The sequence below is a fragment of the Acinetobacter sp. 1294596 genome, assembly GCF_000582925.1.
Lineage (GTDB): Bacteria > Pseudomonadota > Gammaproteobacteria > Pseudomonadales > Moraxellaceae > Acinetobacter > Acinetobacter radioresistens.
This window is the reverse complement of sequence record NZ_JFCC01000040.1, coordinates 1-17,250: the sequence shown is the minus strand read 5'-3', so window position 1 is coordinate 17,250 and position 17,250 is coordinate 1. Positions and strand designations below refer to the sequence as shown.

Below are 17,250 nucleotides of genomic sequence, written 5' to 3'. Positions count from 1 at the left end.
TGAAGAACTATCTGTACTGCTACAGATAGTTCCTGGATAAGCATTAATAATTAATGGTATAGCTTAAACCGAAAGTACGACCTTCAGCAGGAATCGCCAGTATAGGGTTGTCATTAGTAACTGCTGCTTGTTGAGCAAATACGGTTTTGTATTGACGGCCCCACAGATTATAGAGACCAAAATCTACACGACCTTTAGCCATAGGAAAATGAGCCAAAACATCCATCGTGGTATAGCCTTTAATTTCGGCCGCACTATTGCTATCTGTTAGCCCCGCCGCTTTTAACGCCTGGTCATCTTTATATGCTTTATCTGTACCTTTAATAGCTTGTATTTGTGCGCGCACACCATAGCCTTGCTCATTGCTCCACTCAGCAAATAGAGTACCTTTCGTCGGGGAAATTGCAAAAGCATTAAGTTCATGCCAGTTATTTGCAACATCTTTATATTGTCCCCGCGTATAACCCAAAGTACCACCGACCTTATAATTTTCTATAAATGGATAACTCACAGTTGCTTCTGCTCCATAAATGCGCTGATCGGTATCGACTACATTTACTGAACGGTCAGAATTGAACTGTACTACTTTATCAGAAGTGTTATAAAACCCCGTTAGAGCCAAGTTTATGCCATTATCCTGATTTAAGCGCCAACCCAGTTCATAGCTGTTAACTGTAATCGGTGCAATACCTGACGTCGTTAAGGTATAGGCAGCTACATCACGCAGTACCCGTTGTACATCAGGATAACTATAACCTTGTGAAAAGTTGGCATACACTTGCTGTATATCTGTTAACTCATAAACTGTACCTAAATTGAACAGGAGCTTGTCAGAATCGGTAGAGTCAGCTGCCATTAATGTAATAGGTTTACGTGCAGTAAAATAACTGTCGGTATCCGCCTGAACATATTGATAACGTACACCTGCCTGAATATTTAAACGATCCGTAATGGCATAATCACCTTGTACAAATGTTCCAATATTCTGGATTCTTGTATCAGGTCCCGCACTTTCTTTTTTACCTGTAGGGGTATAAACCAAGCCATTATTACTAGGTGTATAGTAATCGGCCCACTGGCGGTCTTTTTCTCTGTCATAGTCCAAGCCATAGGTCAGCCTTAAAGCCCGGTCGGCTACCTGCAGATCAGATTGAACGGTAGAGCGAATTCCCGCATAGTCCACATTGGATTGACTTTGTTTTACATCAACGCCATCTTTTGAATAACCATACGGTACAAAACGTGCTTTTTCATTACGGTAATACGCTTCAATATTCAAAGTTTGTCCCAGTAAATCCTGATTTTGATATTGGGTATTAAAGGCATAGCGTTCTGTGAAAGGCTGTTTATCTAAACTCCATCCTTTAATGGCTTTATATGAAGGCTGTGTACCTTTTTGCAGATAGGAATAGTCAGGGCCATATTCGGTATCCTGTTCATCATTATAATATTGTGCACCAAAACTTAAGCTTTGCTGATCGGTTAAATTAAAGTTTAAACGGCCATTCACATCAAGCGTGTTAGTATCCATCGTGCTGCCCTGCCAAGGGCTTAACGGGATACGATTGCCTTTACCATCAAACTGCGAACCTCGGCTGGTATAATCTATACCTAAAAAACCGTCCATCTTGTCATTATTAAATGAAGCAGTTTGCCCCACTTGATAAGCCAGGCTATCGCGACGGAAATTGTCAGCCGATGTCAGGCCCAACTTGGTCTGAAAACTGAAATTTTTCGATTTATCTGCACGTTTAGTAATAATATTAATGATCCCGCCCGTTGCACCTGAACCATAAATACTGGTCGCACCTGAAACTACCTCAATATGATCAATCATATTTGGACTGATGCTGTTGAGCTGACGCGCTACGTCACGCGAACCTGTTTGTGAAACTCCATCGATCATGACCAATACATTACGACCACGCATGGTTTGTCCATAATTACTGGTTGTTCCACTACTTGGTGCCAGTGAGGGTACGAGTTGCGCTAAAACATCTGCAACTTTCCGGCTCGCTCCCGCCTGTTGAGCAATATCCTCACCCTGAATAGTCTGTACTGTACCCGCAATCTCAGCAATTGTTTTAGGTGTACGGGTAGCTGTGACCACAATAGGAGAAAGTTTCATTGTTTTATCTGAATTTTTCAGCTCTTTTAATTCAGAACCAGAATCTTCCGCATATAAAAGTGAGGAAATTGCTACAGTAAGAAAACACAGACTAAATTGAGATAGTCGCATTCTTAATCCCTTTATAAGAATATTAATATTGATGCAAATAATAATAATTATTATTATCAATGTAAATTTTTTGTTGCAATATTTACTATTTTTTCACTCAACTTTTTGAAGTTACTTTATCAACTAACCTGAATCGCTAAATTTTAGAATCCGGATTTTAAAAATGGTGAAAAAATAAATTGATAAGCCCAGTTAACAATTATTTATTTAAAAAAGATTTATATTCCCCACATTTTTCATAAAATTCTTCTCTGAAACAATAGTATAGAATGGCATTTTTCTCTGGCATCCTGATTTTTTTCTGCGCTTTAAAAGCAATATCTTGTGCAATGTATTCATAAGATCTGACACGCTCATCAGGTTCGCCAACAATTTTTTCTGCAGGCGAATTTTCAAAAATGAAATAAATTATCAGACGCATAACGGCTCTAAAATGCCCTTTTCCGACCACTTTTTTTTCACCTAATAGAATATGCCAACCTAAATCGTGATCTAATGCAGAGTAATACAATGATAATCTGTCTCGCTTGGCTTCATAAATCTCCAGATAGCCAATGTCCTCCCCTTCGATCTGAATAATGTAGAGCCGCTGATGGTCATCTACCTGCATTTTTTCAAAATATGCTGCCAGTTCCGATTCTGGCTTATTGAGTTGCCATTGTGGAATAACATGTAGTTCATGCATCCATTTATACAGGAGTGGAAAATCATCCGGTAAGCTTAAGGCCCGCAGTGCATAGCTGATACCTTTTTCCTGATAATTAAAGTGGTTTGGTAAGCAGGAGGATAAGGTCTTCATTAGATTATGTCTCTTTCTGAATTATTTCTGTGGTTTAGCTGGTGATAATAATCTTCAGGAGGATGTTGTTTAAAAAATTGATCACGTTTTTGCTGTTCGAGTAACTCTATATTTTGAAATTGGGCCACATATCTTTCTGCCATGTCAGGCCTTAAAATAAACACACCATCAGCATCTCCAACCATAAGGTCACCAGTGGAGATAACGGCATCAAAATAATAAATGTCCTGATCAAAATCGACCAGGCTTTTCCCTTCGGCTCGGGTAGTTAAACAACTGACCGCCTGGGCAAAAACCGGAACTTTCATGGTACGTAAGGCGCTGATATCGGTAACTGCACCCAACACCACAATTGCAGCCAGTTGATGGTAAATGGCAGCTCGATGACGCTGTTCGCCCCAACAGGCGCGATTACCGATGTTGCGCGCATCGATCACTAAGACATCACCCGTTTTACTGGCTAAGAGAGCCTCACGAATCTGCATAGCGTTAATAGAGTTTAAGGTGACTGTTCTGATTCTACCTGCTACCTGCTGAATTGAATTTACAGCATGAATACCGGGTAAATAGCCAGTATCTAAAATATGGCCGATGGTTGAACTGGAAATAGCGGAATAAGATTTTAATAAATTATTGGATAGTTCTAACATGAAGGTTGATCACTTTATGGGTGTTTATTTACTAATGGGCAACTGCCGCAGTATTCATTTTCAGCTTCAGGAAGTTGAAAATAAAAGCAGCATTTTTTACGCTGATAATTTTTAAGACTGGATTGACGGCTGTGTTGCAAGAGTAAAAACGGATTGTGTTTTAAACCAAACCGTTCAGCCTCCAGATCGAGTAGAAACTGACGTTGCATGTCGCTCTTGTAAATGTCATCGGGATTTTTGCGCTGCATCAGGTCATAGAACTGTAAAATACGCAGAGCGGTATTTTCCCAAAGCAGAAACCGTTGTACTTTTGCTACCTGACCGATCACCTGAAAAATCTGATTGAGGTCATGAAAAATCTTCAACATAAATGCTTCATAACCAGAATTTTGAGTACTTAGAGCCGTTAGAGATAAACTTGAAGCCTTAAAATTCAAATGCTGGTCCCAAGACCACGTCGGTGCCATTTGCACTGAAAGTGCTGACAGCTGCCAAGATAAATTTAGCTGTTCAGTGAGCAGGGCATATAGATAAGGAAATAGCAGCGGAACAGCCCAATATTTTATGAACATTGAACCTGAACAGGTCAGGTTTAAGGCCTGAATACGGGACTGAAATTCACCCAATACCATTGCACAGTGCCGGGGCTCTAATAAATCTGCAAAGCTCAATGCATTGTGCTCATGTAAATTTATGTGGATGTTAAGTTTTTCAGCCAATATCTTTCTGGCCTGTGCTAAACCTGGCTGTTCAAATTCCAGTGCAAAATCAATATTCATGACAGAGATATGGGAACGCACGTTTTAGAGACCCGTTTTATTCACTGTAATGAAAAGTGCGAAACTTTTTTTAAAATATTACAGGTTTCGCCGATGCTGCTGGGCATGCTCCCTACTCGATTCTGCTGCTCCAGCAATGGACGAATGAGCTGTTTATACGGCCACTGTGCTTTTTCGAATAGAAGGTTCTGTAACTCAGCCCTCGCCTCTGCACACAATGGGGTATGATTCAAAGCCTGCTGTAATTGTTGAGCTAATACGCGCCACAGTTTAAGTTCATCAATATGATAATATTCAGCAACTGCTTCTAAAATACTGGCCAGATTGACCTGTATGCCCAAGGTCTGTAAATACAGGATCAAGTCTTCGACAGCATCATGATAAAGCGTAATTCTAAAATCATGCGGGCTTAAATAGCATGGATCTTCCAGGCCGTGTTCTAGCAACCAAGGTAAATAGATCCGCACCGAATCATGGTCACGCAGCATAAAGCCTGAGAATTGCCCTTGATTAAGGACTATGCAGATATTTTGGCCATGAATTTCTCCCATGAGGCCTAAGCGGAATAAACGTAAATTCACCTCAAAAAAATCTTTGCACAAGGTTTTAAATGCATCAATGACATTAGTCTGGTTCGACTCAAGCTGTTGAGCCTTGAGAATCAGCTCAAACGGATAGATTTCTCCTTCAATGCAATGCCCTAAACTGGCCATTGGAATAAGCTGGTAGGGATGCTGCAATAATTCGGAAGGAATACGGCGCCGCTGAGCTGCCAGATGCATCGGCCGCTCTTCAAATAAAATAAGATTATCTGGTGTTAGATTTTCAGGTTGATGAGGTAAATACGCCCACCACTGGTTCTCATCACACAACCACAAGCGTTTTTTCAGTACATCATCTTTTTGTTTGGCAACCTGCAAAATTTTCTGGTTTTTTTGTCCATTAATCATTTTGACAATCGGTAAAAACCGTAGCGAGCCTAAAGATTTTACTGCTAATGGAAGCTTCAAACTATCTTGTGGTTTGGTCTCAGAAAGCAAACTTCTTAGCGAAGAACTGGCATACAGGTCAGCAGACTGAAATTGCAAGGGCACAATCACCTGCTCGTCAAGTTCTGGCTTAAACTGATCTGCCAGTACATGCTCAAACTGCCAGGCATGCATAGGTAAAACCAGATAATCATCACTCACCCCCTTCTGATTTAGCTCCTGCTGTAACTGTAAATTTTCTTCACTGCTCAAGAAAATTTTGGAGGGTTGATGAATTTTAAGCTGGGTCACGTCCTGTCCAAAGACCAGCTTTTCTTTTTTAATTGCTACCCAGTTCAAACGGATGGGCTGTGAAAATTCTGGGCTAAATTGCCGGTACTCATCATTGGAAAAACCCTCTTTGAGCTTGGCCAGTGGATGATAAGGACGGTCTCGAAGTGCAGCATACTGTTCTAGCTGAATAAATAATTCAGCAGGTTGATCTGATAACCATGTTTCAGAACATATCTGATGATGGTTACTGAGCTGGGTCTGTAGCAAGGTTAATTCCAGTTCGGCGCTTAAGTTTGCTAGCTTTGATTCCTCACAGCCTGAAAAATACTCCAAACGCCGCATAGCATTAAATAAGTCCAAAGCATTGCATAGACAAGTTTGAAAGCCTTGATCTGTCAGAACCTCTACCCGAAAACAGCACGCCAAGGGCTGAATTTGCCAGTCCTGTTTAATGGCTTTACGTACGGGCAACAGAATAAATTCGGCTACATGTGAGTTGAACAGAACAGCAAAATAGCTCTGATCTGTATACCCTTCAAATAATGAATCAAAACACTGGCCAAAACGGGCTTTTAATCGGGTTTTAGCCTGCTGCCGGGTGAAAATAGCCTGCTCGGAAATATAGCCTTCTACCAAAAAACTGTTTACCAGATCGACCAGCGCCATTTGTGTGCTAACAGTAGGTGAAAACAACATCGTATTCATCTGATACACTCTTAAACTGACAGTTGACGAAATGCATGTAGTGGATTATTCACCAGACGTAGCTGTACTTTGCTATCACCAAACAGCCGTCTTTTGGTTAAAGATTCAATGCAAAACTGCGCTGCAAATACATCAAATTTTTCATATCTACTTTGATGCTGCGGGTATTTTTTCTGGAAGTGATGAATAATATCGGCCGCCTTTTGCCAGAATTGCTGTTCAGCTAACCCAATTTGCTGTTGCAGGGTGATCGCAATATCACTCAAAGCGACAAAAAACAGGCAGGCACAACTAAAATCCCGAACTGTATTTAAATCATCAGTCAAAATAAAGGACATGCGATTGGCTTTGGCATGCTCTGCCGGCAAGGCATGTAATTTAGGACACTTATCTGGATGGGTTAGATGGTCCGGATGAAAACGAACACCGTCATGAAAATCTTTTAAAATAATGCGGGTTGGCCAGCCATTCTGATGTAGCAGAATGATGTTTTGTCCATGTGATTCAGAGCCGATTCCTTCAGCATGTAATAAAAACAGAATGGGCTGGATCACCACGGAGAGGAATTGGGTCAGCCAGGCTTCAGTTCCATGTGCATCTAACCAGGGCTGAATCAGAAGTTGGCCATCGTTCTGGACATGACTGATGCCGTTCAGCGGAATGGCATCTTCCCCCGGCTTCAAATAGTGGTGAACGCTTTCACGCCACAGACTTCCAATCGTGCCATAAGCCTGTCTGGCATGAGATGCGGGAAGCTTGGTAAAGTCAACAGCAGTCGCATGTACTTCTCTTAAAATTGCAAAATCTAAAGAATGGGCAATCTCGCTCTTTTCGATCAGGCCTTGCAACCAGTCGGTAATTAACGGGCCATTCATAGCGGCATGCGAAGCCAGAATTCGTGAGCTTGAAGTATTGGTTAAACTCATCGAAAGTTTGATATAAGGCTTTTCTGGATGCTGTAAGTTGGTTAAGGTTCTTAATGATTGCTGCGCAATATAGGCATCAGTACCACGGCCTAAATACACCATTTTTTGTGCGGTTATTTCTTCAAAAAATGTATGGACCAGGGTATTTTCCCACTGCCAGGGATGTACAGGCAGCCAAGTATATTCAGTAGCATCCAAGCCCTGCCTTACCAAAACCTGATTAAATATTTCTGTCTCTCCTTTAGTCAGCTGTTCATGTAAAAACTGATCTGCATCAATTGAGTGAGAGACATTCTCTGAACATAAAGAAGAATGTAAAGCCAGCCAGACCAGATGGACCGGTTGTGCATACTCTACGCCATATTTCAAGTTATCTTGCAGGCTGAAGCCAACCCGGGACTTATAACACGGGTGATAGGGATGTCCCGCCATCAAATAGGTTTCAAGAACATCATAGCTGTGCTGGACAGCAGGAAGCGAAAACGCATTTTGATACTGCTGCGATTGCACATCATGAATAAAAGTCCGTTTTAATTCATGAATAAAATCTTCTAGTTTTGCCGCATTTGGAATAGCCCGAACAATTTCATCAATCACCTGATTTAATCGTGCAACCGTCCTTTGCCCGGTATTATGGTCCTGGCGCATGACATCATGATCATCCATGCGCACCAAACCAAAACTCAAATAGTGTTTACCCGAGGCAATATACTCTACCGCCTGCTGGTTCCGATCCTGAGCACTGATGACAAAACAGTCATTTTCTATTGTGGCTGCAATCACCTCTTCATAAATCAGTGCCTGAAATAACTGTTTAATAACTCGTTGCTCTACCTTTTTAATGGCAGCCTGATCGGGTTGTTGCCAAGCCAAGGTAGGTGTAAAAGTGGAATGGTTATTTTGTGCGAATGCTGTAGCTAAGTGACCCATAATTTTTCCTTGATTATTAATTTTAAACATGAAGTGTGGAATGTTTTGAATGTGGAAATTTCCATGCATAGGGCAAACCTAATAGCATCATGCAGGCACAGAAGAAAAACAGTTCGCGAATTGCATACAGTTGTGCAATAGGCAGTTCATGGTTAAATAACAAATGCTGTGTACGAATTTGTAAATAAAGTGCAGCCATCACCACGGCGACAGCCGAACAGAGGCGCCGAAACAGATTATTGACAGCAGCCCCTTGCGTGACCAGCTCTGGATTATGTAGATGATTAAGCCCTGCGGTGGTCGCAGGCATATACGACAAGCCAAAACCCAGACCATGAATGATCATGCAAAAGATGAGCAAACTAACAGATAGACCGGCGGCCAAGCCCAGCCCTATAAAGGCGATTGCAGTTAGCAACAAGCCAAAACTGATCAGCCATTTTGCACCGTGCTGATCTAGATATTTACCTGCGTGTCTGCTGCATAGACTGGTGGCTAAGGCACTACTCATCAGCAATAGGCCTGTCCAGATTGGACTTAGCTGAAGTGTATTCTGGACCAGTAATGGAATCAGTAGCAGGCTCATAAACAAGCCAACAGTATGTACAATCGAAATGATCAGACTGTAATTAAACTCACGGCTTTGAAATAAGGGCCAAGCAATAATCGTGCTGGTTCTTTTTCGGCTGAACCAAATAAAACCAAACCCGCTTAATCCACTTAAACCGAACAGCCACCAGAATAAAGACTGGGAAAAATCTGCCCATTGCTTAATTGTGCTTAGCCCCAACAGTAACGAAATGATTGAAACCGCCAGCAAGCTAAAACCGAACCAGTCAAATTTCAAATTGTGCGTAAGTGACTGCTTGGGCAAATATAACCATCCGATGGCCAACGCTGCTAGAGCCAAGGGAACATTTAGCAGAAAAAGTACTTGCCAACTGAACCAGACTAGAAACAGTGCACCCAACATCGGGCCACAGGCCAGAGTCAGCATGATCATTGCGCCCCATAGTCCCGTTGCACTACCACGTTGCTGCTTCGGTGTCACTGAAAAAATAATGCCCAGCGACAATGGAATCATCAGTCCACTTGCAAAACCTTGTAAGGCCCGTACAGCCAATACTGTTTCAAAGCCAGAGGCAAATACACCGCCGACTGAACTCAACATAAAAATACTTAATGCAGATAAGTAGACTTGGCGCTGACCAAAGCGCTGGCTTAAAAAACCAGTTAACAGCAGGCTGAGGCTCATGGTTAAAAGAAAAACTACCACCACCCAGCTTACTGCTGCTTCTGCAATCTGAAAATCCTGCATCAGCTGGGGAATTGCCGGGTTAAAGCTACTATTATTGAGGCTCACCGTTCCTGTTCCCAACATAACAGACAGCATGACCCAGCGTTGGGAGAGGTCAGGATCCGAAACAGAACGGGAATCTGAATTTGATATTTCAGCCATGACAATTCCCCATTTATTTCATTGAATATTGAGGAAATAAATCTGCTACTTTTTTTGAAATCGGTGATGAAATCACATCTGTCCGAAAATTACTTTTGGCTATAGCAGGCATAGCAAACGAAGCTTCAGTTTCCTTAATCTGAAAATCCTGAAAACTTTGTCGGCCTTCAATTTCAAAATAAGTTTCACCTAAAATTTGATTAGCTATTTTTGCAGAACGAAAAGCTCCTAAACCCAAGTCAGGCGTCCCGACACCATGATGCTGCAAGTCCGTGTTCTGGACATAAATTTCCCCATCACCCTGATAATTGAGTTGATGGTTTTCATTAATTTCCCACTGATGCTGTGGATTTAAACCAATCTTAGAGCCAAGCTTATTTAAAAAGTCTAAAGATGGGTATTGATAGCCCGTTGCAGCAATAACCGTACTGGCTTGTATATTTAAATTCTGCTGTTTCTGTATCTGTAAAAATTTAAGCTGAATATTTTTTCCATGAACCAGCTGGGCATTTTCAAGATAATAATGACCTGCCAGAGTGACATGTGTATCTACTGCTCCAATACTTCGCTGATAAAGCCGTTCATAAATATCACGAATGGTTTTGGCACTAATACCCTTGTACAGGTTGGCCTGAGTTGCAGGTAATGTCGTTTTTAAGTCTTGGGATAAATGATAAAAATAAGACATATAATCTGGACTAAAACTTTCCAGACCGAGCGGCGTATTTTCCATGGGAAAAAAGCCTGCTGAACGGGTGAGCCAATATAAATGAAATTTTGCTTGCCCGGTTTCAGGGTTAATCTGCCTGTCAAATAAGTCAATAAAGATTTCAGCAGCTGATTGACCCGAACCAATGAGCACCACATTGCCCGATAACTGCTGATTACCCTGATGCAGATAATTCGAGGAGTGCAGACAGTGTGGATGTTGCTCGGCTATCCGCTGTAATGGCTGGGGGAACTTGGGTGTTGTTCCTGTTCCCAACACCAGTTTTCGAGTTTGATGCACAGATAGGCGGCCTTTTTGTTCGGTAATAACCTGAAAACCACCTAAAATTGGCGCGATGTCGGTTACTCGGCTACCAAACTGCAAATGCTCTAATTGTTGAACGACCCACTGACAATAATGATTGTATTCTTGGCGTGGAATATATAAATTTTCCCGAAAATAGAACTTATATAGACGTTGATGGGCTTTTAAATAATTTAAAAAGCTATACGGGCTGGTCGGCTCGACCAGACTAACCAGATCAGCCATAAAAGGTACTTGCATCATGGCATTAGGTAGCTGTATGCCAGCATGCCAGTCAAAATCCTGATGTTTCTCGAAAAACTGGTATTTGAGTGAGCTCTGCTGATGAAGCAAGGCTGCCAGACTTAAATTGAAGGGTCCTAAACCGATCCCGATAAAATCAAGCATATTCAGCCTCCACTACAGTCTGTGCAACATACAGCGGGTTTTTAAGGTTGATGTAAATGGATTGCTGAGAAATATGGGCCTGTAATTCATCTAACTCATACAAACGCGTCATCAAATTACCTTTATAGGGAAAGGTTTCTTGATATAAAACAGTTTTTAATAAATTACTTTCCGGATATTTCTGGTAAGCCTGCATCAGACAGGATTGCAGTATTTCAATCAGTTTTTGCTCTTCAACTACTCCTGTTATACCAATGGCATTGATCAGACCGAATAAAGTATTACCAATAAAGTAGTAACGGAAACGTTCATCCACTAAAGCTATTGGACAGACTGCTTGGCCATCTGTTGCAAGTGTCGGGAAACGTTCTAAAATTTCGCTGGCCAGCTCCTTAATATAATAGAATCCCTGATTGTCTCTAAACCAGACATTTTTAGGCATACCCTCTTCAAGCTCAATTAAAGTATTTTGCTGATGGGCTTCAAATGCCATACCAAATTCATGATACAACTCCATTAGTGGCAAAATCGTGATTTCCAGAAAACGCTCAAACCACTGCAAAGCAATATTGGCTTGGCTTTGACCAGTTTTTCGGGAAAGATTCGCAAAGATTTTGCTAAAACGGTTTCTAGCTTCAAAAGGATGGTCTTGGCAGAGTGAAGCAATACAGGTCACATCAGTATTTTCCTGGAATGGGTTTTCACGCAAAATACAAATGGTTTCATCTAAAACCTGTCCGTTAACTTTTAAAGCCATCCAGGCCGGATCACTGATAGTTTTTAAATGTGGATGACGCTGCCTGAAACCGGAAAGGCACTCATCATTCCACAATTTATAGCTCAGCAAACCACGATGACATTCTTTATAAAGATTGACACGAATAGAGTTGGTTACGGCGACTGTCAGAGATGTTTTAAACATCCAAGGCGCCTGTTCGCTATATAAAGTACGTACCGAGGTGGTCGCTTTCATCTCCCAACCCAAGGCACCAAGATCAACCAGTCTGCCTTGATGTAAAAGCTGTTGATACCAGTCTTTATCTTTTAAGTAGCGGGCTTGCCATGGATGCAATGGTAATAACGCATAATCAGGATACTCATCCATTTTGGCTTGGTGATAGGCATTAAAAAATGGTGCAAGGTCCTGTTTTAATTGGTTAGAAATATTAAGTTTATGTGCATTGTCATGTACTACCTGATCTGGATGGATATACAAGAAATGCATCTTAAAAGTACTTTGGGTTTCTGGAGAATAAAGCTGCCAGTCATTTTGAACAAAGCCCTGACGGCTCTTTGGTGAGGGATGCATACTATGCCCGAGAAGCAGAGCTTGCTCACTTTGAATAAAGTTTTGCTGGACCTTAATTACGGCATCGATCTGCTCTTCACGGTAACTCAGAAATTGTTGCAGAGCCCCATGGCTTTGAATCCAGCATTCAAGCAAGGATGAGGAATCTAATACTTCATCATTTTTTTGAAAAATTAAATTTTCCAACAAGTTTGCTGCCATATTGACCGGGCTCAGCTTCAGTATTTTCCCGCCTTGTTCTACCCACGGTAAAGCAGCGAAACGATGTCTGCCTACTTTGCTCACATAGGCAAGTGGCGCATATAAAAACCCGGAAACCGTTTGCAAAGGAATACACAATACAGTATTTCCCTGACTCTGGTTTTGTAACTGTTGCGATTGTTCTGCGATAGGAATAAAACGACCATTACCTGTTTCTTGTAGATATGCATTGACTAAATGTTGTAAAGCGATCTTATCCGTGAACGATCTCATCTTCATCACTCTATTAAGTAAAAATAGTGTGATGAGTAAAATATACTTATATAAATTAATTGTAAATGATAATTACTATTATTTACATTTTCATTTAATAGGGTACTAGTAATCAATATTGCATACATAGCTTTAAAAAAAGCTTCATTAAATTAAATATTTAAATAAAAATTTTTCTATAGATAAAAGAACAGATAAACTTATTGAGGAGTTATAGCGAAATAATTTAGGTTGGGATGACTAACTGCTTTAGTATCCGAATATATTAATTTAGATGTTGAGTATGTAGCTGAAATCGACGTGAAAACAGTGGCAGCCTTAGGTTGTATTCAGTTCAGTACAGAAAATTTGTCCCGGTCAGTTAGAAAGTTTTTATATTTTTTAGATGATAGTTTTTCTAGAAAATTACTTTATACCGCAAATAAATATAAATTTATATATTAATTAAATAAAATCAAAAAATTATCATTACATCTGTCTCTCGTGTTGTATATAGCTTTAGGTATATTTTCCTGTAGCATGAATGTCCATTCTCGCTATTTTATTTTCCTTTTTCAATATGATTTAAAATTGCACAATCTGCACTATTATCGCCAGTACAATAATTTGCTGATGTCTGTAAAAGATTAACCATTTCCTGAAATCTGGCGATTCTTTGTTTTAATTCATCGATATGTTTTAAAGCCAGTTGCTTAACCTCAGCACTTTGACGATCTGTATTTTTCCATAAGGAAACTAGTTCTTTCATTTGCTCTGAGGAAAAGCCTAAATCTCTGGCATGTTTTATAAAAACCAAGGTTTTTAGATCACGTTCTGAATAAATCCGATAGCCAGAATCCGATCTTTTAGCAGGCTCAAGCAGACCAATCTGTTCATAATAACGGATCATTTTGGTTGAAATGCCTGATTGTTTCGAAGCTTGACCAATATTCATTTATTACCTCTGGCCTAAACAGGGTTTCAACCTTAATTTGGTTTCCACCCTTATCAATATAGTTTATGTACTCACTTGCGGCGCATTGAAATATTTTAGGCGTAAAGCATTACCCAATACAAAAACAGAAGATAATGCCATGGCACCGGCTGCAAAGATGGGTGACAGTAAAATACCAAATGCAGGATACAACACCCCCGCTGCAATAGGGATCAAGGCAATATTATAAACAAACGCCCAAAACAGGTTTTGTCGAATGTTACTAATGGTTGCCTTACTTAATGCGATTGCATTGGGTATACCCTCTAAATTACCTGACATCAATATAACTTCTGCTGCCTCAATCGCCACATCGGTACCTGTGCCTATTGCCAGGCCAACATCAGCTTGGGCCAAGGCTGGCGCATCATTAATACCATCTCCAACAAATGCTACCCGACCATATTGCTGTTGCAACTGACGTACTACCTCAACTTTTCCATCAGGCAGAACTTCAGCCACGACCTGATCTATATGTAAACGCGCAGCAATCGCCTGAGCAGTATGGCGATTATCACCTGTAATCATGGCTACCTTCAAACCCAACTGGTGTAAGGCATTAATGGCAGCATATGTGGTTTCCTTGATGGGGTCAGCAACAGCAATAATGGCTGCTAATTTATGGTTAATTGCCACATAGATTGGGGTTTTACCCTCTTGTCCCAAACGTGCTGCTTCCTGCTCAAAAGATGTAACATTAAGGTCCAACTGCTGCATGTAACGGTCAGCACCAATCTGGACACTCTGTCCTTCAACCTCTGCCTTAATGCCTGATCCTGTAACTGAATCAAAAGCTGTTACAGGCAACAGATTAATTTCTTGCTGCTCTGCAGCCTGAACAATTGCCAGTGCAATCGGGTGTTCAGATTTTGCTTCAACCGACGCCACGATCTGTAAAACTTTCTTATGTTCAAAACCTTGCTGAACATGAAAATCGGTCAATAGTGGCTTGCCTTCAGTCAGTGTACCTGTTTTATCTACTGCAACAACCTTAACTTCCTGTAAAAGCTGAAGAGCCTCACCTTTACGGAATAACACACCCATTTCTGCACCGCGTCCTGTACCTACCATAATTGAGGTCGGGGTCGCTAGTCCCATTGCACAAGGGCAGGCAATAATCAATACTGCCACCGCATTCACCAAACTAAAAGTTAAGGCAGGTTCTGGGCCGAAAATAAACCAGACAATGAAAGTCAGCATAGCTAACAGCATTACCATTGGAACAAACCACATCGTGACTTTATCAACCAACATCTGAATAGGGAGTTTGGAACCTTGAGCCTGCTCAACCATACGAATGATTTGTGCCAATACAGACGACTCGCCAATCGCAGTTGCCCGAATATTTAATGTTCCGTTCTGGTTGATTGTCCCGCCTACCACCTGGTCTCCCGAATGTTTTTCTACAGGAACAGGCTCACCTGTAATCATGGACTCATCAATATAGCTTCGGCCTGCCACTACTTCCCCATCAACAGGCACACGTTCGCCAGGACGAATCTCAACAATCGTGTCAGTAGTCACCTCTGCAACTGGTACTTCTATCACCTGCCCATCACGGTAAATACGCGCTGTTTTAGCCTGCATTCCTACTAAATGTTGAATAGCCTGCGAAGTACGTCCTTTAGCTTTTGCCTCTAAATAGCGTCCTAATAAAATCAAGCTCACAATCATGGCTGCTGCCTCATAATAGACATGCACCGTGCCTTGAGGCAGTATTTCTGGAATAAAGGTTGCAACCAGTGAGAAGCTATATGCGGCCAGCGTTCCCACAGCAACTAGAGAATTCATGTCTGGTGCCAAACGGAACAGGGCCGGAATTCCTTTCTGGTAAAAACGTCGGCCTGGAAATATGAGTACTAGTGTGGTTAGAACAAATTGAATCAGCCAGTTCGGTTGATGACCAATATATTCCATTACCCACATGTGAAAGGCTGGAATCATATGCGAACCCATTTCCAAAATGAAAACAGGCAGAGCTAAAATCAAGGAAAGAATTAAATCACGTTTAAGCTGTTGCTGTTCTGAGGCCTTTTTACCCTGTTGTTCATTTTGATCTTGCTCAACCAGCTTGGCAGTGTAGCCAGCCTTTTGTACAGCCTGAATCAAGTCATTAATCTGTAATTGAGTATTGCCTTGTACCCAAGCCCGTTCAGTTGCAAGATTGACATTGGCCTGTTGTACACCTGTCACCTTTTTTAAGGCTTTTTCTACTCTTGCTACACAAGAGGCACAAGTCATCCCATCAATTTCAAGTTCTATGGGCTGCGTAGCACTAACTTCATAGCCAGCTCGCTCTACGGCTTTAGTCAATACCATAAGGTCTAAAGGCTCAGAAGAAGAAACCACGGCCTTTTCAGTGGCCAGATTAACCTGGGCACTTTCAACGCCCTCCACTTTCTTCAATGCCTTTTCCACACGCCCAACACAGGAAGCACAGGTCATACCGGTGATGGATAATGTTTCACGATAGGGAGAAGGTTTTATATTTTTTGAATCCATAATAACCTCTTCATGATAATCTTTAAGGTGCAGCATACAGATTGACATCATGGTAAGGTCAAGCAAATTTTTTAAAAGAATACACTTGACCTTACCATCATGGAAAGGTTTAAACTTTGCTTGAAGTGATGTTTTATTTGGAGAAAATCCATGAAATTATTGATTGAAAATATGACTTGTGGGGGCTGCGCCCGTGGTGTGACTGCAACCATTCATGAAATAGACCCTAATGCCAAAGTTGATATTGATTTAGCGACCAAGGTCGTCAGTGTAGAATCAATCGAAAGTATCGACAAGATTACAAATGCTTTAGCAGAAGATGGTTTTCCAGCAAAATCTCAATAAAATATTTGCTCACTTAACGCCTTATTTTTAGAAAAATAGGGCGCTAAGACCTAATAAAAACAAATAGTTTTTATATGTACTAGCTCAAACCTGATCTGACAGTTACCCATTTTTTATTGTGCCTGTCAGGTTAAATTTGAGCTAAATTCTTCTCAGCCCAAATCCGTTTTCCATCAAGTAAAGTTTCAAGTGGTGTACGACCACAGCACATTTTTCCTTGATGAGTCCGTTCAGTATTATAGAATTTCAGCCAATCGTCTAGATCAACTTGTAATTCTTCCAATGAGCTATAAAGCTTCTTCCTAAACGTAATTTGATAGAACTCCTGCAAAATCGTCTTATGGAAACGCTCACAGATACCATTTGTTTGCGGCGAAGCTGCTTTTGTCTTCGTGTGATCAATATCATTAACTGCCAGATACAACTCATAGTCATGTTGTTCTACCTTACCGCAATACTCAGTACCTCTGTCTGTGAG

The 17,250-nt window shown here is 41.1% G+C and carries 13 protein-coding genes; 1 reads left to right on the top strand and 12 read right to left on the bottom strand.

What is annotated here, in order from left to right:
• Nucleotides 1-43: 43 nt before the first annotated feature.
• The 11 genes from J502_RS12535 to J502_RS12485 all read right to left on the bottom strand — a co-directional run bounded on the left by J502_RS12535 (nucleotide 44) and on the right by J502_RS12485 (nucleotide 16,427).
• Complete coding sequence (locus J502_RS12535) at nucleotides 44-2,239, bottom strand: TonB-dependent receptor (RefSeq protein ID WP_005406361.1); 2,196 nt, start codon at nucleotides 2,237-2,239, stop codon at nucleotides 44-46.
• Between the two features lie 199 nt (nucleotides 2,240-2,438).
• On the bottom strand, nucleotides 2,439-3,038 hold the full coding sequence (locus tag J502_RS12530) for a GNAT family N-acetyltransferase (RefSeq protein ID WP_005026562.1): 600 nt from the start codon (nucleotides 3,036-3,038) through the stop codon (nucleotides 2,439-2,441).
• Entirely contained in the window at nucleotides 3,038-3,688 is a 651-nt protein-coding gene (locus J502_RS12525) for an RraA family protein (protein WP_034684332.1), read from the bottom strand. Before J502_RS12525 ends, J502_RS12530 begins: the two co-directional genes overlap by 1 nt.
• Before the next feature lie 14 nt (nucleotides 3,689-3,702).
• Nucleotides 3,703-4,467: a (2Fe-2S)-binding protein gene (locus J502_RS12520; protein WP_005406359.1), complete on the bottom strand. Its 765-nt coding sequence runs from the start codon at nucleotides 4,465-4,467 to the stop codon at nucleotides 3,703-3,705.
• 41 nt (nucleotides 4,468-4,508) lie between these two features.
• Nucleotides 4,509-6,434 carry an IucA/IucC family protein gene (locus J502_RS12515; RefSeq protein WP_005406378.1) on the bottom strand — a complete coding sequence of 642 codons (1,926 nt, stop codon included), beginning with the start codon at nucleotides 6,432-6,434 and terminating at the stop codon, nucleotides 4,509-4,511.
• Nucleotides 6,435-6,445: 11 nt separating this feature from the next.
• The gene (locus J502_RS12510) at nucleotides 6,446-8,290 is read right to left on the bottom strand and encodes an IucA/IucC family protein (RefSeq protein ID WP_034428876.1); all 1,845 of its coding nucleotides are present in this window, start codon (nucleotides 8,288-8,290) and stop codon (nucleotides 6,446-6,448) included.
• A 22-nt stretch (nucleotides 8,291-8,312) separates the two neighbouring features.
• Nucleotides 8,313-9,749 (bottom strand): MFS transporter, encoded by a 1,437-nt coding sequence (locus J502_RS12505; protein WP_005406292.1) that lies wholly within the window; start codon nucleotides 9,747-9,749, stop codon nucleotides 8,313-8,315.
• Between the two features lie 13 nt (nucleotides 9,750-9,762).
• On the bottom strand, nucleotides 9,763-11,169 hold the full coding sequence (locus J502_RS12500; protein ID WP_034684331.1) for a lysine N(6)-hydroxylase/L-ornithine N(5)-oxygenase family protein: 1,407 nt from the start codon (nucleotides 11,167-11,169) through the stop codon (nucleotides 9,763-9,765).
• Nucleotides 11,162-12,952, bottom strand: coding sequence for an IucA/IucC family protein (locus J502_RS12495; RefSeq protein WP_034428837.1), 1,791 nt, complete (start codon nucleotides 12,950-12,952; stop codon nucleotides 11,162-11,164). Before J502_RS12495 ends, J502_RS12500 begins: the two co-directional genes overlap by 8 nt.
• A 541-nt stretch (nucleotides 12,953-13,493) precedes the next feature.
• Nucleotides 13,494-13,886, bottom strand: coding sequence for a Cu(I)-responsive transcriptional regulator (gene cueR / locus J502_RS12490; protein ID WP_005019722.1), 393 nt, complete (start codon nucleotides 13,884-13,886; stop codon nucleotides 13,494-13,496).
• Between the two features lie 63 nt (nucleotides 13,887-13,949).
• Nucleotides 13,950-16,427: a heavy metal translocating P-type ATPase gene (locus tag J502_RS12485; protein ID WP_034428874.1), complete on the bottom strand. Its 2,478-nt coding sequence runs from the start codon at nucleotides 16,425-16,427 to the stop codon at nucleotides 13,950-13,952.
• Between the two features lie 150 nt (nucleotides 16,428-16,577).
• On the opposite strand from J502_RS12485, the gene J502_RS12480 reads away from it, so the two are divergent.
• Nucleotides 16,578-16,772 (top strand): heavy-metal-associated domain-containing protein, encoded by a 195-nt coding sequence (locus tag J502_RS12480; protein ID WP_005406459.1) that lies wholly within the window; start codon nucleotides 16,578-16,580, stop codon nucleotides 16,770-16,772.
• A 130-nt stretch (nucleotides 16,773-16,902) separates the two neighbouring features.
• Here J502_RS12480 and J502_RS12475 read toward each other — a convergent pair.
• Nucleotides 16,903-17,250: integrase core domain-containing protein (locus J502_RS12475; RefSeq protein WP_034684329.1), on the bottom strand; the 348-nt coding region annotated here is incomplete at its 5' end.

Excerpts from the sequence above, each read along its gene's own strand:
- J502_RS12495 (WP_034428837.1), bottom strand. The coding sequence starts at position 12,952 with ATGAGATCGTTCACGGATAAGATCGCTTTACAACATTTAGTCAATGCA.
- J502_RS12515 (WP_005406378.1), bottom strand. The coding sequence starts at position 6,434 with ATGAATACGATGTTGTTTTCACCTACTGTTAGCACACAAATGGCGCTG.
- J502_RS12525 (WP_034684332.1), bottom strand. The coding sequence starts at position 3,688 with ATGTTAGAACTATCCAATAATTTATTAAAATCTTATTCCGCTATTTCC.
- J502_RS12505 (WP_005406292.1), bottom strand. The coding sequence starts at position 9,749 with ATGGCTGAAATATCAAATTCAGATTCCCGTTCTGTTTCGGATCCTGAC.
- J502_RS12500 (WP_034684331.1), bottom strand. The coding sequence starts at position 11,169 with ATGCTTGATTTTATCGGGATCGGTTTAGGACCCTTCAATTTAAGTCTG.
- J502_RS12480 (WP_005406459.1), top strand. The coding sequence starts at position 16,578 with ATGAAATTATTGATTGAAAATATGACTTGTGGGGGCTGCGCCCGTGGT.
- J502_RS12485 (WP_034428874.1), bottom strand. The coding sequence starts at position 16,427 with ATGGATTCAAAAAATATAAAACCTTCTCCCTATCGTGAAACATTATCC.
- J502_RS12520 (WP_005406359.1), bottom strand. The coding sequence starts at position 4,467 with ATGAATATTGATTTTGCACTGGAATTTGAACAGCCAGGTTTAGCACAG.
- J502_RS12510 (WP_034428876.1), bottom strand. The coding sequence starts at position 8,290 with ATGGGTCACTTAGCTACAGCATTCGCACAAAATAACCATTCCACTTTT.
- cueR (WP_005019722.1), bottom strand. The coding sequence starts at position 13,886 with ATGAATATTGGTCAAGCTTCGAAACAATCAGGCATTTCAACCAAAATG.
- J502_RS12530 (WP_005026562.1), bottom strand. The coding sequence starts at position 3,038 with ATGAAGACCTTATCCTCCTGCTTACCAAACCACTTTAATTATCAGGAA.
- J502_RS12535 (WP_005406361.1), bottom strand. The coding sequence starts at position 2,239 with ATGCGACTATCTCAATTTAGTCTGTGTTTTCTTACTGTAGCAATTTCC.